The 19,155-nt window shown below is 45.7% G+C and carries 31 protein-coding genes; 30 read left to right on the top strand and 1 reads right to left on the bottom strand.

The annotated features are described in order from the left end of the window. Window positions 1-85: 85 nt before the first annotated feature. The 6 genes from AUC31_RS08750 to AUC31_RS08725 all read left to right on the top strand — a co-directional run bounded on the left by AUC31_RS08750 (window position 86) and on the right by AUC31_RS08725 (window position 4,203). Window positions 86-331 carry a YqaI family protein gene (locus AUC31_RS08750; protein WP_058383583.1) on the top strand — a complete coding sequence of 82 codons (246 nt, stop codon included), beginning with the start codon at window positions 86-88 and terminating at the stop codon, window positions 329-331. 98 nt (window positions 332-429) lie between these two features. Further along, window positions 430-1,365: a YqaJ viral recombinase family nuclease gene (locus AUC31_RS08745; protein ID WP_058383584.1), complete on the top strand. Its 936-nt coding sequence runs from the start codon at window positions 430-432 to the stop codon at window positions 1,363-1,365. A gap of 13 nt (window positions 1,366-1,378) precedes the next feature. After that, the gene (locus AUC31_RS08740; protein ID WP_058383585.1) at window positions 1,379-2,251 is read left to right on the top strand and encodes a recombinase RecT; all 873 of its coding nucleotides are present in this window, start codon (window positions 1,379-1,381) and stop codon (window positions 2,249-2,251) included. 53 nt (window positions 2,252-2,304) lie between these two features. Beyond that, window positions 2,305-3,216: a DnaD domain-containing protein gene (locus AUC31_RS08735; protein WP_083509149.1), complete on the top strand. Its 912-nt coding sequence runs from the start codon at window positions 2,305-2,307 to the stop codon at window positions 3,214-3,216. Next, entirely contained in the window at window positions 3,119-3,997 is an 879-nt protein-coding gene (locus tag AUC31_RS08730; RefSeq protein WP_237150735.1) for an ATP-binding protein, read from the top strand. The genes AUC31_RS08735 and AUC31_RS08730 overlap by 98 nt, the downstream gene beginning before the upstream one ends. Continuing rightward, on the top strand, window positions 3,997-4,203 hold the full coding sequence (locus AUC31_RS08725; RefSeq protein ID WP_058383587.1) for a hypothetical protein: 207 nt from the start codon (window positions 3,997-3,999) through the stop codon (window positions 4,201-4,203). Before AUC31_RS08730 ends, AUC31_RS08725 begins: the two co-directional genes overlap by 1 nt. A 61-nt stretch (window positions 4,204-4,264) precedes the next feature. Here AUC31_RS08725 and AUC31_RS08720 read toward each other — a convergent pair whose 3' ends face one another. After that, entirely contained in the window at window positions 4,265-4,543 is a 279-nt protein-coding gene (locus tag AUC31_RS08720) for a hypothetical protein (RefSeq protein WP_068347033.1), read from the bottom strand. Window positions 4,544-4,631: 88 nt separating this feature from the next. Here AUC31_RS08720 and AUC31_RS08715 point away from each other — a divergent pair, with 88 nt between their 5' ends. The 24 genes from AUC31_RS08715 to AUC31_RS08600 all read left to right on the top strand — a co-directional run bounded on the left by AUC31_RS08715 (window position 4,632) and on the right by AUC31_RS08600 (window position 19,116). Further along, window positions 4,632-5,087, top strand: coding sequence for a class I SAM-dependent methyltransferase (locus AUC31_RS08715; RefSeq protein WP_058383588.1), 456 nt, complete (start codon window positions 4,632-4,634; stop codon window positions 5,085-5,087). A gap of 241 nt (window positions 5,088-5,328) precedes the next feature. Continuing rightward, window positions 5,329-5,523 (top strand): membrane lipoprotein lipid attachment site-containing protein, encoded by a 195-nt coding sequence (locus AUC31_RS08710; protein WP_058383589.1) that lies wholly within the window; start codon window positions 5,329-5,331, stop codon window positions 5,521-5,523. A 13-nt stretch (window positions 5,524-5,536) separates the two neighbouring features. Further along, on the top strand, window positions 5,537-6,142 hold the full coding sequence (locus AUC31_RS08705) for a dUTP diphosphatase (RefSeq protein WP_058383590.1): 606 nt from the start codon (window positions 5,537-5,539) through the stop codon (window positions 6,140-6,142). Beyond that, entirely contained in the window at window positions 6,139-6,387 is a 249-nt protein-coding gene (locus tag AUC31_RS08700) for a hypothetical protein (protein ID WP_058383591.1), read from the top strand. The genes AUC31_RS08705 and AUC31_RS08700 overlap by 4 nt, the downstream gene beginning before the upstream one ends. Next, window positions 6,384-6,515 (top strand): hypothetical protein, encoded by a 132-nt coding sequence (locus AUC31_RS17985; protein ID WP_257721102.1) that lies wholly within the window; start codon window positions 6,384-6,386, stop codon window positions 6,513-6,515. The genes AUC31_RS08700 and AUC31_RS17985 overlap by 4 nt, the downstream gene beginning before the upstream one ends. A 12-nt stretch (window positions 6,516-6,527) precedes the next feature. Then, window positions 6,528-6,800, top strand: coding sequence for a hypothetical protein (locus tag AUC31_RS08695; RefSeq protein WP_058383592.1), 273 nt, complete (start codon window positions 6,528-6,530; stop codon window positions 6,798-6,800). Further along, on the top strand, window positions 6,800-7,219 hold the full coding sequence (locus tag AUC31_RS08690; protein WP_058383593.1) for a RusA family crossover junction endodeoxyribonuclease: 420 nt from the start codon (window positions 6,800-6,802) through the stop codon (window positions 7,217-7,219). Before AUC31_RS08695 ends, AUC31_RS08690 begins: the two co-directional genes overlap by 1 nt. A gap of 28 nt (window positions 7,220-7,247) precedes the next feature. Further along, window positions 7,248-7,445, top strand: coding sequence for an XtrA/YqaO family protein (locus tag AUC31_RS08685; protein WP_058383594.1), 198 nt, complete (start codon window positions 7,248-7,250; stop codon window positions 7,443-7,445). Continuing rightward, window positions 7,442-8,515: a GTP pyrophosphokinase gene (locus AUC31_RS08680; protein ID WP_058383595.1), complete on the top strand. Its 1,074-nt coding sequence runs from the start codon at window positions 7,442-7,444 to the stop codon at window positions 8,513-8,515. The genes AUC31_RS08685 and AUC31_RS08680 overlap by 4 nt, the downstream gene beginning before the upstream one ends. Before the next feature lie 66 nt (window positions 8,516-8,581). Beyond that, the gene (locus AUC31_RS08675; protein ID WP_058383596.1) at window positions 8,582-9,076 is read left to right on the top strand and encodes a hypothetical protein; all 495 of its coding nucleotides are present in this window, start codon (window positions 8,582-8,584) and stop codon (window positions 9,074-9,076) included. 288 nt (window positions 9,077-9,364) lie between these two features. Further along, window positions 9,365-9,817, top strand: a complete 453-nt coding sequence (locus tag AUC31_RS08665) for a hypothetical protein (RefSeq protein ID WP_058383598.1) — start codon at window positions 9,365-9,367, stop codon at window positions 9,815-9,817. 200 nt (window positions 9,818-10,017) lie between these two features. Then, the gene (locus AUC31_RS08660) at window positions 10,018-10,824 is read left to right on the top strand and encodes a terminase small subunit (protein ID WP_058383599.1); all 807 of its coding nucleotides are present in this window, start codon (window positions 10,018-10,020) and stop codon (window positions 10,822-10,824) included. A gap of 1 nt (window position 10,825) precedes the next feature. After that, on the top strand, window positions 10,826-12,217 hold the full coding sequence (locus AUC31_RS08655; protein WP_418054980.1) for a DEAD/DEAH box helicase family protein: 1,392 nt from the start codon (window positions 10,826-10,828) through the stop codon (window positions 12,215-12,217). A 13-nt stretch (window positions 12,218-12,230) separates the two neighbouring features. Continuing rightward, a complete protein-coding gene (locus AUC31_RS18030; protein WP_058383601.1) occupies window positions 12,231-12,824 on the top strand; it encodes a phage portal protein in 594 nt (197 codons plus the stop codon). After that, window positions 12,821-13,795 (top strand): phage portal protein, encoded by a 975-nt coding sequence (locus AUC31_RS18025; protein WP_058383602.1) that lies wholly within the window; start codon window positions 12,821-12,823, stop codon window positions 13,793-13,795. The genes AUC31_RS18030 and AUC31_RS18025 overlap by 4 nt, the downstream gene beginning before the upstream one ends. Next, window positions 13,792-14,820, top strand: coding sequence for a phage minor head protein (locus AUC31_RS08640; RefSeq protein WP_058383603.1), 1,029 nt, complete (start codon window positions 13,792-13,794; stop codon window positions 14,818-14,820). Before AUC31_RS18025 ends, AUC31_RS08640 begins: the two co-directional genes overlap by 4 nt. Before the next feature lie 187 nt (window positions 14,821-15,007). After that, complete coding sequence (locus AUC31_RS08635) at window positions 15,008-15,640, top strand: phage scaffolding protein (protein WP_058383604.1); 633 nt, start codon at window positions 15,008-15,010, stop codon at window positions 15,638-15,640. 16 nt (window positions 15,641-15,656) lie between these two features. Then, window positions 15,657-16,616, top strand: coding sequence for a major capsid protein (locus AUC31_RS08630; protein WP_058383605.1), 960 nt, complete (start codon window positions 15,657-15,659; stop codon window positions 16,614-16,616). A gap of 57 nt (window positions 16,617-16,673) precedes the next feature. Beyond that, complete coding sequence (locus tag AUC31_RS08625) at window positions 16,674-17,060, top strand: hypothetical protein (RefSeq protein ID WP_058383606.1); 387 nt, start codon at window positions 16,674-16,676, stop codon at window positions 17,058-17,060. Between the two features lie 9 nt (window positions 17,061-17,069). Then, on the top strand, window positions 17,070-17,420 hold the full coding sequence (locus tag AUC31_RS08620) for a phage head-tail connector protein (protein ID WP_058383607.1): 351 nt from the start codon (window positions 17,070-17,072) through the stop codon (window positions 17,418-17,420). After that, on the top strand, window positions 17,413-17,748 hold the full coding sequence (locus AUC31_RS08615) for a phage head closure protein (RefSeq protein WP_058383608.1): 336 nt from the start codon (window positions 17,413-17,415) through the stop codon (window positions 17,746-17,748). Before AUC31_RS08620 ends, AUC31_RS08615 begins: the two co-directional genes overlap by 8 nt. After that, window positions 17,741-18,175, top strand: coding sequence for an HK97-gp10 family putative phage morphogenesis protein (locus AUC31_RS08610; protein WP_058383609.1), 435 nt, complete (start codon window positions 17,741-17,743; stop codon window positions 18,173-18,175). The genes AUC31_RS08615 and AUC31_RS08610 overlap by 8 nt, the downstream gene beginning before the upstream one ends. Next, a complete protein-coding gene (locus AUC31_RS08605; protein WP_058383610.1) occupies window positions 18,172-18,576 on the top strand; it encodes a DUF3168 domain-containing protein in 405 nt (134 codons plus the stop codon). Before AUC31_RS08610 ends, AUC31_RS08605 begins: the two co-directional genes overlap by 4 nt. Window positions 18,577-18,591: 15 nt before the next feature. Beyond that, window positions 18,592-19,116, top strand: coding sequence for a phage major tail protein, TP901-1 family (locus AUC31_RS08600; RefSeq protein ID WP_058383611.1), 525 nt, complete (start codon window positions 18,592-18,594; stop codon window positions 19,114-19,116). Window positions 19,117-19,155: the final 39 nt, after the last annotated feature.

Here is a 19,155-nt window from a genome sequence, read left to right as displayed (position 1 = left end):
TCTCGTCAATCAGCCCAGGAATGTTCCCCGTTTCCGTTCCTGGTCTGATTGATGGGATTCAACCATCAGAGGGAGGTGATAGAGAATGACTCATCCAGACGTAGAACGCTGCATGCTGACAGGCTATCCAGTTACAGATGCACGCTTCGAGAGCTCGGAAATCTCTATCGAGGTCGAGAACGATCATCCGATTGAAGATCACTTCGGTTCGGAGATCCAAACAGGCGACACGTGGTTTGAAGACAAGGCAGGTCGCGTAGTGCTTCAAGACAACATGGAAGACTACTTAATCGAAGTCGTCGGCGCTGAATTCTTCAAGGCAATAAAATAGCCAGCTGCTTAAAAAGCAACCGGCTACACAGACCCATTGGCGTGGGCTGAAAAAACAACTTATATCGCTATTTTAGCACAGAAAATGGAGGGATATCAATGCGAGCATTATTACTTGCTGATACGCGGGATCTAAGCCGCGAAGATTGGCTCGAGCAACGTAAGAAAGGCATTGGTGGCAGTGACGTTTCAGCCATTGCTGGATTGAACAAATGGAAGTCTCCTGTTGGAGTCTACCTTGATAAGACCGGTCAATCAACGGAAGAAGGCACGGCTGGCGAAGCCGCGTACTGGGGGAATGTCATGGAAGACATTGTCGCCCAAGAGTTCTCAATTCGTACAGGCATTCGAGTCCGAAAGCGCAACGCCATTCTGCAGCATCCCAAGCATCCTTTCATGCTGGCGAACGTTGACAGGCTGATTGTTGGGAAAGAAGAAGGGCTTGAATGCAAAACGGCTTCTGAGTTCCTGAGAGGCGAGTGGGAGGATGAAGAAGTCCCAGCTGCGTATTTACTCCAATGCCAGCACTACATGGCCGTAACAGGCTACAAAGCATGGCATATCGCAGTATTAGTAGGCGGCAATAAGTTCATCCATAAGAAAATCGAACGCGACGAAGAGTTGATCCAGTACCTCATTGGTATAGAAGAAGATTTCTGGGTTAATCATGTTCTGGCAGAAGTACCACCCGTCTTCGATGGTTCTGAGGCTTCAAGCAACTTACTGAAAGCCTTGTATCCCGAAGAGCAACCGAGCAGTCAAATTAAGCTTGGCAAAGACGTCGAGCAAATGTTAGATGCAATTGATCAACTCAATGAAGACTTGAAAATCTGCAAAACCCAAAAACAGGAATATGAGAATCAAATCAAGGCAATGATGGGCGAGAACGAAAAAGGCTTCACGCTCAATCGGGTAGTGAAATGGAAAAGCTATCAGACCAACAAACTTGATGCAAAGAGTCTGAAAGCCGATCACCCGAAATTATACAAACAATACACGAATACGTCGACCGCCCGTCGGTTCACGGTTCAATAGGAGGAAATCATTCATGGCAACAAATGAAGCAATCAAAAACCAATTAGCAAATCAGAACAAAAACAGCGTGGCGAACAAAGAAGTGAAGCCGGAACAAACACTGAATGCTCTACTCAAACGGATGGGCCCCGAGATTCAGCGTGCTCTTCCAAAGCATATGGATGCGGATCGCATCGCTCGTATCGCTTTAACAGCTGTTCGCACCACGCCAAAGCTTCTGGAATGTGACCAAACATCTTTCCTAGCAGCCATCATGCAATCAGCACAGCTCGGCGTGGAGCCAAACACAGGACTTGGGCAGGCTTACCTGATTCCTTATGGCAAGCAAGTGCAGTTCCAGTTGGGTTACAAGGGACTCATCGACTTAGCGGTGCGCAGCGGTCAATACAAAGCGATTTACGCCCATGAGGTTTATGAAGACGATGAGTTCGAATTCAGCTACGGCTTAGTCAAAGACTTGGTGCACAAGCCGGCCGCCATTCCTACTGGCGAACCAATCGGCTATTACGCGGTCTATCATCTGCAAAATGGCGGTTATGACTTTGTGTACTGGACGAGAGAACGCATTGATCATCACGCTAAGAAATTCTCGCAGGCTGTTCAAAAAGGCTGGACCAGCCCATGGAAAACCAACTACGACGCCATGGCCAAGAAGACGGTCTTAAAAGAAGTTCTGAAATACGCTCCGAAATCTATTGAGCTGCAGAAGACGGTCGAAGCTGATTCAACAATTAAGACTGAGCTAAGCCAAGATATGAGCGATGTGATTGATGTGACGGACTACACGGTCATGGATGATCCAGAAACCACTGAGCCGGAAGTGACGGAACAGAAGAAAGAAGAGAAGCCTAAAAAGCCAAGTGCACACGAACAAACTTTGGTTTAAGTAAATAGGGAGAGTTGAGGGACTCTCCTTTCTTTTTTAGAGGAGGAAGAAGGATGAGCAAATATCGGCAAGTGCAAGTTGGTTATTGGCAAGATGGGTTTGTTTTGGATCTAACCCCAGAAGAAAAGTATTTCTATATATATTTGATGACCAACAGCAAGGCATCGCAAATCGGTATTTACGAGCTGCCAAAACGAATCATCGAAACAGAAACCGGCTATAACCGTGAGACGGTAGAAAAACTACTACAGCGGTTCGTTGATTACGGAAAGATTGATTATAACGATGATACAAAAGAAATTATGCTTCTTAACTGGGCTCGACATAATTGGAATAACAGTCCGAAAGTAGTTGCTCGAGTGGAAGAGGAATTACGCTCAGTCAAACACATTCCTTTCGCTTCAAATTATCTCGACATAGCAAATGCAATAAAAGCAGATACTGTATCGATACAGTATCCATACAGTACAGATAGTCTATGCAAACAAGAGATAAGAGATAAAGAGAAAGATAAGGATAAAGAAAAAGAAAAAGAACAACATCATCAAGGGCCAGATCTAAAACCGGTTGTTGCGGATGCTGGTAAAGCATTCCGTTTCTATGAACAAAACATCAGCCACTTAGTTCCCCATATTGCCGAACGAATTTCCATCATGATTGATGAATCATCTGAGGAGTTGGTTCATGAGGCATTGAAACGTTCGGTCGAAGCGAATGCGCGGAACAAGATGAATTTCGCAGACGCGATTCTAAAAACTTGGGATGCGCAGCGGATCACAACACTGGCTGGCGTATTGGCTGCTGACGAAACATTTGAGCGCAACAAACAAGACCAGCACTCAGCAAGTCTGAAGGGAGACAAACGTAATGAAAAAAATGGACGATATCCTGGCCGAACTTCAGGAAAGAGCGCAGAAGATGTCCTTGCAGCCGCCAAACGAGATCGAGCAGCTTGGGGCGGTTGAGTATGAGTGTGATATCTGCAAAGACACACTAATTGTCTTCAGCCATTACGACGAGCGCCCAAGTGTTAGCTACGAAGTCTTTAAGGATTGCGAATGTAAAGAACGGAAAGCTTGGAGAAAACGCTTTAAGAGCGCTGCTATTCCAGAAGAATTTACAAAAGTCACACTGGAGAACTATAAGCAGGAAACAGAAATGCAGACGCTTATGCTGAGCATGACGGAAGACTATCTTACATCCTTTCCAGCGAACAAAAAAGAATTGCAGGAAAAAGGTATGGAGAATTTCGGGTTGATTGCTACTCTCGGTGAACAGCGGATTCGTTCAGCAGAGTCCGAAAGTCGATCGGCGCTAAAAACCCAACACAATAGTTTCGGAGTTGGAAAAACACATCTGCATATCGCACTCAGCAAACGACTGATTAAACTCGGTTTTAACGTACTGATCATTTCAGACGTTGAATTCACCGATGATGCCATGGCTGCCAAACGCATGAACGATGACGGCGAGACATTCAGCAAGCTCATGCATGGCGTCATGAATGCAGACATCCTGGTATGGGATGACATTGGAAAAGCGAAACCCACAGAAGCCAAAGAAATGCTTTATTACAACATCATCAACGAACGTTATAAAAAACAAATGCCTATCGTGTTCAACAGCAACGAAGATCGCGGCACGCTTGCTGACAGAATTGGTTATGCAGCGCAAAGCCGGCTGATTGGAAGGTGCGGAAATTATCTCATGGATGCAGAAGGCGAAGACTGGAGGTTCAAAAGATAATGGACAAAACTCAAATGGACTACATCAAACGCCGCGAGTACCTGCTAAATCAGCTCGTACTGACAATGGGTGCTTGGCAAGCAATAGGGGAAAATGATCGGACTTTGGAAGATCGTTGCGAGGAGCTTATGAGCCAGCTGCATCCGAACCGGAGAACGGCTATCTCGATTTTGGAGAAGCATATGGAGATGGAGGTGGCGGCGTGAAGGCGCCGTTAATGGTGAAAGTGAAAAAAATAAAAAAAGCCGGCTAATTGCCGGCAATCTCTTAAAAATTATCATGCATCCAGTTTGATACTGTTTTAGAAATGCCCTTAGAAGCCCAATCATCTTTATGCTGGATGACAATCAATTTATCATCTGAATCAAGAGTAGCTTTTAAATCAGTTCGAATTTCACCTGCGGTTTTTCTGCTTCGTATTAACCAAACCGATTCAAGAGGGGTTGCCCAAGTGCTATAAGATTTTATCTTATCAATCAAAGACTCATAATCTCTAGCAGGGCCTACTAAGTCGTATGAAATTATATAAGATTTCATTTGTTCCATTTGTTTCACCTCCTATCCTCAACTCAATTACTATTCGTCAAAAATATTGATATACCTTCAAATTATGGAAAAAGAAAGGAGTAAAGACATGTCAAAGATATTAGATGCCTGTTGCGGAAGCAGAATGTTTTGGTTCGATAAACAGCATGAAGGTGTAACTTACATGGATAAGCGCGAATTAAGCGACGTTCTATGCGACGGCCGGACGTTGGAAGTAAAACCGGATATTATCGCTGATTTTCGCGATATGCCCTTTCAGGATGAAAGTTTCTACATGGTGGTATTCGACCCACCGCATCTGCTTAAAGCCGGTGATGATTCATGGTTGGCCAAGAAATACGGGAAGCTAGATCCAGACAATTGGCAAGGAGACATTGCAAAAGGATTCGATGAATGTATGCGAGTTCTCAAACCGAACGGCACACTTATTTTTAAGTGGAATGAAGAACAGGTAAAACTTGGCCAGGTGTTGAAAGCAATCAGCGCTAAACCGTTAATTGGAAATAAGCGCAGTAAAACTCACTGGCTTGTATTTATGAAATAGCTATGGGCGCGACGCAATTGTCACCTAAAGGAGAATGCAGATGCTCACATATATTTGCCTGGCGGTCGCACTAGCTGCGGCCATGGTGCTGGGCTGGCTTTTAAAATCATTCGGATGAAAGAGGAGGAAATAGCATGATGGGAATTTTAATCGGTGGCATGATGGTCGCGTTGATTACAGGCATGTTGGCAGGAATGGAGATTCAGCAGCTACACCAGCAAGAAAAGAGAGGTGAGGTTGAATGAAAAAGAAATCCATCATCCTCATTGCAGCTGTATCGGCCCTAGCACTCGCTGGGTGCCAAGAGCCAAACATCGAATACAACGGGCAGCTCATACCAGTCAGCGAAGCTGAGGAGCGCATCGCTGACGAACTGGAAGTCGAGAATCCGGACTTGGATTTGGAAGTCATGATCAGCGAAGAATCTGATGATTAAGGGGAGTGTTCACGTGGGAATCAGCAATCTATTTGAAAAGCAACGGCCGCTGGATGCGGAGATTACAGGGAAGCATCCGGTACAACCGGGTGAAGACCGGTTGAAGAAAAAGATGCTGGCATTAGGCGTTGAGTTAGGCGAATGTGCGAATGAACAGCGGTCGTGGAAGTTCTGGAGTACCGATCAGGAGCCGCGCACAGAAGTTCGAGAATCTATTATTGGTCATGAAGAATATAGCGAAGTGTTCGATAGCTATGAAATTAAAAATCCATTGCTTGAGGAATTCGTCGACATCCTTCACTTCGTTTTATCGATCGGGAACGATTTGAATTTCAAAGAGTATCATCTGCTCGGAAACTACTTCCGAGGGCAGCTTACTGACGGGGAGCCTGATGTGACGGATGCATTTCTGGTCGTCAATGAACAGCTCGCGCTCTTGAGCAAGACTTACCGCATGCAAGGGATTAAAGGCGATGTTGCACTGACCGTCTATTACGCGCTGCTGCTGGAATCGTTCCTGGAGCTTGGGAACGTGCTTGGCTTTAAGGAAGAGCAGATTGTTGAAGCGTATCAGAGCAAGAACCAAATCAACTGGGAACGTCAGGAGTCCGGATATTGACTTGGTCAAAAGGCACGACCTACACAGCTGCACAAGAAGAACTGTCACGGGCTCTAGCGTCTCAACAAACAATTAGTGTTAAGAAACTTACGCGACTGCTAAACAAGATGAACATTTCTATTCAGCCGGGTAACTCTTCAGAGAATACCGAGATTGCTTATCTAAAATCCGAAATCCGAAAACGGGATAAAAAGTTGTCAGCAATGGGGGAAAGGCTGAAGAAGTTGAAAGGAGCAAAGCAATGACTGAAGAGGATAGACAAGGCATGATCACCAGCCTGTCTGTGATGACAGGGAAACCCGAAAGCTATTTCGAGGACATGGAAGAACGGCGGCTGGTCGACGAGTATGATCGACTGCTGCAGATTAATTGAGGGGGTAATAGCGTGGAGAACATTTGCATTCAATATCACATTAAAGGCATCGGCAAGGCAGTTGTGAGAACCGTGAAGGCCAACAATGTCCAAGAAGCGATGAGCGAAGTTATGAACAACCTTGAATACGAAGAATACATCCTTTTCAACGGCGGAGAAGGCAGCAACGCAATCTATGGAATTGCCACCGACTCTGTAGCTTATTTCGAAGTTATGAGCGAGATAGAGTATAAAGCGAAAAAGCACGAAGAGGAACTGGATAAAATATTCCGGAGTGTTAAATGATGAACCAAATTGCATTCGAAATAGTCGGACAGCCAGTCGCCCAGGGTCGTCCCCGAGCCGGAAAAAGCTTCACCGGCAAGACGGTTCTCTACGATCCGGCAAAATCACGGGACTTCAAACAATACGTGAAGCTCGTTGCATCCCAGCACAAGCCACAGGAGCTCATTCAGGGTCCGATACACTTGGAGCTGACATTCTATCAGCCGACACCGAAGAAGTATCAGACGCGGCCGAAACAGGAGCTTATTGCCGCAGGGTTATTGCTGCCGACTACAAAGCCGGACGTTGATAATCTAGCGAAGGGTGTGAAGGATGGATTGTTCAAGGTTATTTGGCAGGACGACAGCCAAGTGGTCAGCATAACGGTGAAGAAACTGTATAGCATGACGCCACGCGTGGATGTGCTGATTAGCTACTAAGCGAAGAGATAGAGGATGGAGGGATCCAATGCGCTTACAAGATGTTAAAATTTCGGAGACAGGCGAACTGATTTTGGATATACTGGAATTACCGGGAAGCCATGTGCTATTGATTTCAAACGGCAAGGTCAAGCTCGGGGCGCTACCACCTCATGCTGAGACAAGAATCAAGACGCATGAGGGGAAAGTCCGGCGTGTGAACTTTGATGAGGGGGAAGAGTTTTGACTAAAGAGAAAATCATTAATGATTTTGAAAAAAACTTAACTATATTAGAAGCGTTAAAGCCGAGACTAAAGACTTTAATCGAAATACTTATAAAAGAAAACGCTATAATTGTTCATGATGTTCAAGCCAGAGTTAAAGAAAAGAAAAGCTTGGAGAACAAAATAAGCAAAAAAGAAGATAAATACAATGAACTTAAAGATATAACTGATATTGTTGGAATAAGAATAATAACTTATTTTAATATAGATGTGGATTTAATAGCGAAAATAATAGAAAAAGAATTTAAAATTGATGAAGAGAATTCAGTTGATAAAAGAATTACAGATCCCGATAGATTTGGCTATTCTTCTTTACATTTTGTTGTAGAATTTAAAGAAGAAAGACTAGAATTTATCGAATACAAAGATTTTAAAGATATAAAATTTGAAATTCAAATAAGATCAATATTACAGCATGCATGGGCAGAAATCGAACACGATTTAGGATATAAAACAAAAAATGAATTGCCGGAAGGTATAAGAAGAGATTTTTCCAGGATATCTAGTCTACTCGAAATAGCAGATAATGAATTTTATAGAATAAAAGAGTTTCTCGAAAATTACGAAAAAGAAGTAGAACTTAAATTAGAAAATCAAACTTTAAATGTCGCCATTGATAAGATTTCCTTATCCGAGTATATGGAAAAGTCATCTATAGTCGATGAAATATCTAATAGTATGGAAAATATAAAAAATAACGTTCATATAGAGAACTATTACTCCTATAAACCTTATAACCTCGGAGCTTTGAGTCATTTCAATATTAAAACAATCGCAGAGTTAGATTCTATTTTACAGGAGAATAAAGAAAGTATAATAAGTTTTTTTGAAAAGTGGCTTTCAGACGATAATGAATTAATGCACATAGATAAAAGTACAGTATTATTTTATCTATTCTATGTATTGACGTATAAAAACTTTGATAAAGAAGATTTTGTAGAATATATGAAAATGGTTGGGTTTAATAACGTATTAATGCGAGAAATTCTTTTGGATTTCGAAAATTTAAAAAAGGAAGATTTTATTATTTAATGACGTAATTGTGTCTACTAGTCAACTGGAGGACATAATTATGCAGATTAGATAAGGGGGAAAGCAGTGAATAGCGACTACATCCAATTAGCGATTGCAGTAGTTGCTGTTGTAGCAGCGGTAATAGCTACTGTAAATACCACACTTATAAAAAAACAGATAAATTTACAAAAAGACCAATGGGAGTTTAGCCAAATACCAATTTTTAAAATTTCTTATACAAAAGGCATCTCTAATAGTGCATCTTGGCTTGTAATAGAAAATTCTAATTCAGTCTTCCATCAAATAGATCAAATAATAATTTCATCTGATGATCTTGTTATTGAGAAATATTGGAATAACTTTGTACACGTTGTAATCGAAGGAGAACCTAGAGAATTTCACGGGTTACTTATAATGATTAGACCTGTAAACAAACTCTTTTGTGAAGCTGTTTTGCAAATCAGGGGCAAAGATTCTTTAGGAAACGAATTTGTCGCAAATACGATTCCCTTGAAATTTAATCAAGGCATCTTGAAAAATGGAATAGAATTAACCAATACTTATTTGAGAAAATTATAGTCCCACCAGTCAACTGGAGGACACAAGACAGCTTAAAGGCTGTTTTGTGTCCTCTTTTTTATTTTCAAGAAGGAGAATGATGCTGATGAGAACCACACAAGACCAGCTTAAAGAAAAAGGGCTCACAGTTAGCCGCTCAGACGCGAAGAGCCCGCGGAATGACGTGGTAAGGGAGAAACCAAAAGAGAAGCTCAGTCGCAAGGAATGGGAAGAAATCATGGGTGTAAATCGGGAGACATATCAGAAGCAAGGCGGAGCATATCGAAGAAGACGATAGGGGGAGTTTGGATGAGTTTTAATGATATGGAGCAATTGATTAGGGATTACCGATGGATGAAAAACGAAGTCACTCGCTTGCAAATGATAATATACGGTTATCATCCCCCGATGAACAGCTGGGGAGTTGCACAGTACGGCATTGATGCTGCTATGCCCAAAGGATCTTCTATTCGTAGCGCAGCAGAAATGGAAGCTATGGATCTGCGTGACAAGAGGCAATGGGACCGTCTAAAGAAATACGAGGCCTATATCTATGCCGTGGAGAAGGCTCCAGATTTCTTAGCAGGAGAAAAGAATAAGATTGTATTCGATTGCATGCTTGAAGGAATGAGTTATCGCAAAATCGGCACTCACCTTGAAATGTCACGTGATAAAGTGCGAGATGTCAAAGAGGACATTATCAGCCAATTATGCCAAAACGACCACTTCCGGCAATTGTTGAATTGCGAAATCTGCGCATAGTACAATGGGAGGCAGGTCGGCGCGGAAGGTTGTTCGAGCGACACACCTGGACGGGGCCTGCAAATAAAATACGGGATTTATTCCCCAATCTTGAAAGCCTTTCGATACACATCGGGAGGCTTTTTTACGTCTGGAAATGCAAATAGCGCGAAAGAGGTGATACACCATGCAACGGATGAATGGAGGCGGCGGTGATGTAGATGGATTGGCAAGCGGTTCGGAGTGAATGGGAATCCAACAAGATTACACTGGCAGCTCTGGCTGAAAAGCACAGCCTGAAACTAGGGACGCTGAAAAGCAGAAAGAGCCGCGAAGGATGGTCCAGAGGTTCAACGGGTGCATCTAGCAAAAAGGATGCAACCAAAAGCACGAAGGTTGCAACCCGAAACCCTGTGATTGAATCATCTGAGCTTAACGAAAAGCAACAGCAGTTTTGTCTGCATTACATCAGGCATTTCAATGCTACGAAGGCATATCAAGAAACATATGGATGTGCATATTCAACAGCGAGAGTAGAAGGCTCACGAGCCCTAACGAATCCTAGCATAAAGAGCGAGATACGAAGGCTCAAAGCAGAAATGCAGAATGAGCTGTTCATCGATGCAGGAGACTTAGCCCGCGAGTATATGAAAATGGCCTTTGCGGACATCAATGACTTCCTGGAATTTGGCTCACGAGAAATCGTGGTCAGAGATAAGCATGGTCAAGTCATGACAGATAAAGAAGGTGCGGAGATTACGTTCAAAGAAAGCTTCATCCATCTCAACGATTCAGCATCCGTAGACGGCACTCTGATCAGCGAAGTCAAACAGGGACGAGATGGAATATCCCTAAAGCTTCATGATAAGCAGAAGGCCATGCAGGAGCTGAGTAAGCGTCTGCTGTCGATTGATGAATTGAAGGCTGAGAAGATGAGAGTCGAAATTGAACGATTAAAACTTGAAGACTCTGGCGATTATGACGACGCCATTGATGACTGGGTAGATGCGGTGACAGCTGATGAGTAGAATGGAAAAGTTTAAAAAGCGCATTCACGTTTACCGCAAAGAGCCTTGGACATTCGCCAGGGAAGTATGCAGTTTTGAGCCGGATACATGGCAAATGCAAGTGCTGCAGGACATCGTCGATAATACGCACGTTTCCGTCCGTTCGGGTCAGGGTGTTGGGAAAACGGGATTAGAAGCCGTCATTACGCTATGGTTCCTGACGTGTTTCCCTTTCCCGAAGGTCATTGCTACCGCCCCGACCAAACAGCAGTTACACGATGTCCTGTGGGCCGAGGTCAGCAAATGGCAATCGAAAAGCCCCCTGTTGAAAACGCTGCTGAAATGGACCAAAACGAAAATCTATATGCGGAAATACGAAGAACGCTGGTTTGCTACTGCTCGGACTGCTACGAAGCCTGAGAACATGCAGGGCTTTCACGAAGACCACATGCTTTTCATCGTGGACGAAGCATCCGGGGTAGCAGACGACATCATGGAAGCCATTCTCGGGACGCTCTCGGGAGAATACAACAAGCTGGTCATGTTCGGAAACCCAACACGCACCAGCGGCACGTTCTATGATTCACACAACAAAGACCGGCATCATTACAAAACGCATAAGGTTTCCAGTATGGACAGCAGCCGGACCAGCAAGAAGAATATTGAGATGCTACTTGATAAGTACGGTCGAGATAGCGATGTGGCGAGAGTACGGATTTTCGGCGACTTTCCACGAGCTGAGGCAGATGCGTTCATTCCATTGGAGATTGTCGATGTAGCCGTATCAGCAAGCCTAAACATTTCTCCCGAATGGACCATTGCAGATCTCGGCGTCGATGTGGCGCGTTTTGGTGATGATGAAACGATCATAGCCCCACGCATCGGCGAGAAAGTGCTGCCACTCGCTACCTATCGAAAACAAGACACGACCGCAACGACCGGTAATGTGCTGGCGACGGCTCGTGAATTGATGCGAGCTCATCCTCATTTGAGAGAGATTTACATCAAAGTGGATGACAGCGGCGTCGGTGGTGGTGTAACTGACCAATTGAAAGAAGCCATTTACGAGCAGCGGCTTCCATATAAAGTCTATCCGGTCGTGAATAACGGCAAAGCAAACGACTTTGAACATTACGAGAATGTCGGGACCGAGCAATGGGGCGTGGTTCGGGAGATGCTGAATGATAATCTATCCAGGCATCTGCAAGGCGGCCCGAGTACAGTCGACTTCCCGAATGACGACAAGCTCATTTCACAGCTCACTTCCCGCAAGTACCGGATGACCAGCAAAGGCAAAATCGCATTGGAACGAAAAGAGGATATGAAGAAGCGCGGACTGCAATCCCCTGATAGGGCGGATGCGGTCGTTTTGGCGTTCTATCGTCCGAAAGATTCGATGTGGATCCTAACGTAAAAGAGGTGAATGCATGTATCCAGGAGATCCAACCCATACAGAAGAACTGATTGAAGTCATTAAAGAGGGCAAGCCATTGACGGAGGATATCGTCAAACAGATGGTCGATAAGCATGTCGAGTCCACTAAAGGGGATGACGAAGGCGTCCGTTATTACATGGGCGAAACCGACATTCAAAGCCGCGTGATCTATAAATATGGCGAAAACAACCAGAAGACAGCCGACCGGGATGCCAAGAACAACAAACTGTCCTCAGGATTCCACAAGCTCCTGGTTGATCAGAAGACCGGCTATTTGGCTGGCAAGCCCATCACGATTGGTTCCAAGTCAGATGATGCGAAACTGCTTGAGAAAGTGACGGAAATGCTCTCAGATGAATTTGAGGACGTGATTCCGGAACTGATCAAGAACGTATCGAACAAAGGGCGCGAATGGCTGCATCCATATATTGATGCTGATGGCCTGTTTGATTATATCCGCATTCCGAAAGAGGAAGTCATCCCAATCTATGACCGGTCTAAGCAGAAGAACCTGCTGCATGCCATCCGCGTGTATAGCGTTGATGATAAGACTAGCAAGTCGAGCTTTGGGATAAGCAGCAAGTGACCTATTTCGAGATTATCGAAGGCGAGATTTACTTTGATGTGTCGGAAGAAGTCAATCCGGCGCCTCACTTTTATTACAACGGCACAGGCTATGGCTGGGAAGAGGTCCCGTTCGTTGAGTTCATCAATAACGAAGAACGGCTCGGTGATTTGAAGTTCTATAAGAATTACATTGATGCCTATGACCTGATTACTTCCGACACACTGAATACGCTGGATGAAATGCAATCGCTGATCTATATCCTCAAAGGCTATCAGGGCACCAACCTAAAAGAGTTCATGACGAACCTAAAACGCTTCAAGATGATTGCTACGGACAAAGACGGCGGCGTTGATACCAAACAGGCAGAAGTGCCGGTAACAGCCGTAGACAGTGTGCTCGATCGTTACACGAAGGATATTTTTTACTTTGGCCAAGGCGCTGATGTTTCCATGGACAAGTTCGGCAATGCGCCGTCCGGGGTCGCCCTTCGGCAGTTGTTCCAGCTGCTGGACATGAAAGCGAGCGTCATGGAACGGAAGTTCACGAAGGGCCTCAAGCACTTTGCGTGGTTCCTGGTCGAATATATCAACATCACCGAGAAAAAGGACCATGACTATAAGGACCTGACGTTCACTTTCAATAAGTCGATGCTCACCAATGAGGCCGAGCAAATCGAGATGGGGCAGAATTCAGCGGGTATTGCCAGCAAGGAAACCATTCTCGAAAACCATCCGTGGGTGAAAGATGTCGAACTGGAGATGCGGCGACTGGAAGAAGAAGCGATACGCTTCGGGGAATCATTGCCGCCCTTGAACGAGGACGACGAACCAAATGGCGGCGCCAGTTCATCAAACGCTCAAGAGCAAACTAATGGCAATGACGAGTTTCCTTGTCCGGAGTGTAACGGTGACGGCAAGATAACGAGTCCAGCGACCGCCAAACAGATTCAGTGTCCTTCCTGTAAAGGAACGGGCGTGAGGAAGCAATGAACCAATTCGACATCGAGGATCTACTCGATAAAAAACTGATGGAAGCTGAGGATGATTTAGAGCGAGTCTTTAACCGGCGCCTCAAGACCATTTTGGACCAACTATCCCGTATGTTTGAGAAATACGAGAAGGATGGCAAGCTCACATCGACTGAAATGGTGAAATACAATCGATTCGACAAGGAAATGGCACGGATCACACAGATGCTAACGGATGACTATCGGCAGATTGTGAAGGATATGCGAGCCCTTCAGGAGACGCAGTACCTGGAGAAGTATTTGCTCTCAGCTTATCTGATTTCGCAAGTGCAGCCACCAGCCGCGCAAGGATTCAGCCTACCTTCACCAGCAACGGTCAAGGAAGTGCTACTGAATCCGATTGCTGAGCTCACCTTGCCAAAGATTCTGCAGCAACATCGAAACGAGACGGTGCGCAAAATCAATATCGAGCTCGCTGAGGGCATTCAAGCCGGCGAAAGCTATTGGGTGATGGCGAAGCGATTAGAGCGAGTCCTCGGCTTCTCAAGCAACAAAGCACGTACAGTCGCCAGGACAGAGGCAGGACGCGCCCGGAGTATTGCTGGGGAGAAAGTATTCGAAGAAGCATCCGCGTACAGCAAAGCGACCAAGGTGTGGACGTCATCGCTTGATACCCGGGTGCGGAAATCCCACCGGAAACTCGATGGCCAGGATGCAGACAAGAACGGCGTCTTTCATTACAAGACGAATTACACACTGGCTCCTCGCTTATGGGTCGGCGTCGATGCTGCATCGCTCTCTATCAATTGCCGATGCGTCGTGATCTACAAAATCAACGGAAAGCTTCCGGAATATCGCAGGGGCCGTGATTACATGGACGACAAGTATCAGCAGAAGCTTGCAGACCGCATTGAGCAGTATATGGCTGATGAGAGCATGACGTATAAGCAAGCTGTCAAGAAGGCGACGAAAGAGCTGCAGCCGCCGAGCACGGTCATTCCTTTTGTGACGTATGAGGAATGGTATAAGGAGTTTGCTTCAGCTTAAATACTTTGAGGAGGTGATGGATTGTGCTTTACCATAAGTCAAATTCGAGAAAGGTTTGGTGATCCATCATCTGCCGGTTCGGGCTTAAGAGCATCCGGTCTTTTTAAAGGCTAGACCCAAAAGAAGCGTACCCTTTCTGCGTGAGGTGTGACACGCCAAAAAACATCAACAAAAGGAGAGAATGGAAATGGATTTAAAAGAATTGCTTGGCGAAGAATTGTATCAACAGGTGTCTGTAAAAGCTGGAGATAAAAAGATTGCAGTCGTCAGTGATGGCAATTGGTTCCCGAAAGACAAGTTTGATGCAGTCAATGCGGATAACAAGGAACTGAAGTCTCAACTGAAAGACCGTGATACGCAGCTGGACGACTTGAAGAAAACGGCAAAGGACAGCAAAGACCTCTCTGATGAAATTGACCGTTTGAAACAAGAGAACGCTGACAAAGATACCAAGTATCAGGAAAAGCTTCAGCAGCAAGCTCTCGACGCTAAGTTGAACGAAGCGCTGCATGGAGCTAAGGCGAAGAACCCACGAGCTGTCAAAGCGCTCCTGGACGCTGAACAAATCAAACTGGATGGAGACAAGCTTCTCGGTCTCGACGATCAACTGAGCGCACTCAAAGAGAGTGACGCTTATTTATTTGCCGAAGAAGAGACGCCAGCAGGACTCAAGGGCCGCAATCCGCACGTTCCGCCAGGCAGTGAAGTTCCATCCGGCCAGAAGAACCCGTGGAAGAAAGATTCATTCAATCTCACTGAGCAAGGTCGCCTGATGCGGGAAGATCCGACACTTGCACAAAAATTACAGGCACAAGCCTAAGGAGGAACATTAATCAATGGCAAAAACACTTATTTCGGACGTTATCGTCCCTGAGGTATTCAATCCATACGTAATCAATCGCACAATGGAGCTCTCAGCTCTTTATCAGTCCGGTATTATCGCAACAAACGACGAATTGCAGGTATTGGCAAGCGGAGGCGGCCGCACCCTGAATATGCCGTTTTGGAATGATCTTGACGGGGACGACGAAGTTCTGTCCGATACCGTCGCATTGACGCCGGACAAAATTGACGCTGGTCAAGATGTGGCTGTTAAATTGCTCCGTGGTAAAGCATGGGCGGCAAACGACTTGGCGGGAGACCTTGCAGGCTCTGATCCAATGGCAGCAATCGGTAACCGTGCAGCTGATTACTGGACACGCCGTATGCAAGCAGCAACAATCGCGACTTTGGGAGGTGTGTTCTCATCTGCTTCTATGGCAAATAACCAAATCGACTTCACAGAAGGCGGCACAAACACGGAAGCGAAGGCTGATGGCAAGACTATCATCGAAGGCTCTCAGCTTCTTGGTGATGCCCAGGGCGGCCTAACGGCTATCGTCGTTCACTCTCGCGTTTATTCTAACTTGAAAATCTTGCGTTTGTTGGAGTACAAAGTGGACCCAGCTACAAATACAGAGTTTGCTACATTCGATGGCAAGCGTGTAATCGTAGACGATGGTGTTCCGGTCTCTGGCGGTCAGTACACATCTTACCTTTTCGGCCCAGGCGCTCTTGGATATGCTGACGGCACGCCATCTGATGTTCAAACAGAAACAGACCGCGATAAATTGGCTGGGGATGACATCCTGATCAACCGCAAACACTTCATCTTGCACCCACGTGGCATTGCATTCACTTCAGCACAAGTTGCAGGTAAATCACCAAGCAATGCTGAATTGGCGACTGGCTCAAACTGGAATCGCGTATACGATCGAAAACAAATCCGTATCGTGAAAATGATTACGAACGGTTGATGATTCGGAGGGGCGATTCGCCTCTCTTTTTTATATTCGTGAGAGGAGGCAGGAAGAGTGGGAGCAACAACATTTCAACGAATGCGACGTGAACAGGCGAAGACCAAAAACACGGAAATGAAAGACAATACGCAAAACGTGGAAATCCTAAAAGGAAAAACCCGCGCGGCAGACATTGAATCGAAGGAGGACGACGACGTGGCAAAGTATTCAAAAGGTGCAGATCGCACACGTACACCCGTAGAGCCAAAAGTAGAAGAAGCTCAAGCAGAAATGAAAGAAACGGTAGCAGCAGAAGAAGCAGCCAATTATTCGACGTTCACTGAAGCTGAGCTCAAGAAAGTGAAGAACGACGACCTGAAGGCTTACCTGGGCGCAAAAGGTGTAGAGTACAAATCTGACGCGGTTAAAGAGGACTACGTAAAAGCAATCCTCGGAGAGTAGGTGGACTGAATGGAAGTCGAATTCATTCCCGAGCAAGAAGATGTAAATGAAATCAAAGCGATCATGCAGATGTCCGAAAGCGACACCAGCAAAGATGCATACATCAAAACGATGCTGCCGTTGTTTCTTGAATCAGTAATGGCGCACACGAATAATCAATTCAGCTATACGGCAGAAGGCAAGTTGCGAATCCCGGGCGGCGTGAAAATCTATCTGGCCAAGGCAATCGAACGGAACACGATGAAAACGGGGCTGAAATCCCGTTCAATGGGGACCGTTTCTTATTCCTACGATACGTCGGTGCCGGAAGAACTGAAAGGTCACCTGGCGCCTTATCGGAAGGTGAAATGGGATGAATGAGGAATTTCCACACCATGTCGAGTTCCAGATAGTCGGCAAGGTTCCAGATGGCGGCGGCGGCTACAAAGAGGACTGGGTAACGGTCCTAGACTTCAATGGCTTCCTCGATACGCCGAACAGCCAAGAGTTATTTCAAGCGCAGCAGCTGAATTACACGCTGGATCGCAACCTATTCTATCCGTATCGCACCGATGTAAAAGAGCAAATGCGATGCCTTTTTCGCTATGACAGCACCGTCGAGACATATGAGCTCGTATCAAAGCCGCAGGACCAAGGCGGCCAGAGAGAAACCATGAAGCTCATGCTCAAGCTGGTGCCGAATGGCTAGAGGTCGCGTTAAGATTGGTAATCGTAAATTGCAGTCGGCTGTCGCGGAGTTTGGCGATCAGATTCTGGAAGAAGTCCGGCGCATCGTTGTTGAAACGGCTCAGCTCATCCAATCAGAAGCCAAAGCACGTGCCCCGGTCGATAGCAGCAACTTGCGAGATTCCATCGAGATGGAGATCTTTGATGGCGGGTTAAAGGCGGTTGTCCGAGTGACGGCCGAATACGCCATTTACGTGGAGTATGGTACCGGCATCTATGCGGAAGGCCCCGGAGGCAGTCGCGCTAAGAAGATTCCTTGGTCTTATTTCAGTCCAAAGCTCGGGAAATGGGTGACGACTTCCGGTATGCCTGCACAACCCTACTGGAATCCAGCTGTTGACGCCGGAGAGCGTTATTTCCGCAGAGAAATGAGGAGGTTAGGCAAATGATTCAAACGAGCTTATGGCCGTTGCAACAGGCGATATTTCAACGCCTATCCACTGATGCTGCGGTTATGGCGATTGCAACCGGCGTTCATGACGCTGTAGAAGATGGGCTGGTGCATCCATATATAACGATTGGCGCCCCGACCACAGATCCACTCGCCACAAAGAATACGTTCAAAGAAGAAGTCTCGGTGGTCATTCACGCCTGGTCCACGTATTCCGGGAAGAAAGAAGCGCAGGAAATGCTGAATACCATCATGCAAGCAATCGGTAAAGGGCTCTCAATCGAGGGTCCTTTTAAATTACTTTCGGTGAGTTATCCGTCGCTTCAGGTCATTGATGACATTGATCCGCGGATTAAGCATGGACTGGCGAGCTTTACATTTACGATCAAAAACATTTAAAGGAGATGAACGCTGATGCAACAAGGTAAAGATTCAATCTTGCTCGTTCAATCAACGAGTGCAGAGCTTGCGGCAAGTGGATATGTAATTGGTAACTCCACAGAACATACGCACTCAATGGAAAACGAATTAGTCGATGAAAATACAAAGTTCGGTCGCATTCTAGGATATGGCCAAACGACAGAGTCATTTGATATTACTGCCTATGGCGATACAACAGACCCGGGCCAGAAAGCAATCATCAATGGCATTCGGCAAAAGAAACAAGTCAAGCTGTGGGAAGTGGACTTGAATCTGAATGAAAATGGCAAGCATAATACACTATTTGCTTATGCTCTAGTGGAAACGGTAGAGAAGTCGGCGCCGCAGGATGGGTTTGTGGAAGTTTCGTCCACAGTGCAGGTTTTGGGCAATTCCGTTGAAGGAGAAATCGATCCATTGCCTGTAGAGGTAATCGAATTTGCGACATACGGATTTGAAGCGCCAGGCACATCAACTGGGGAGTTCCCAGAGCAAGAACAGGCACCAACAGGAGCTTAATCAGAGAGGCGGGATAACCTGCCTCTTTTTTCTTTACAC

The organism is Planococcus rifietoensis (genome assembly GCF_001465795.2).
GTDB classification, from domain to species: Bacteria; Bacillota; Bacilli; order Bacillales_A; family Planococcaceae; genus Planococcus; species Planococcus rifietoensis.
The sequence above is the reverse complement of the archived record's forward strand: the minus strand, read 5'-3'. Positions and strand labels throughout refer to the sequence as shown.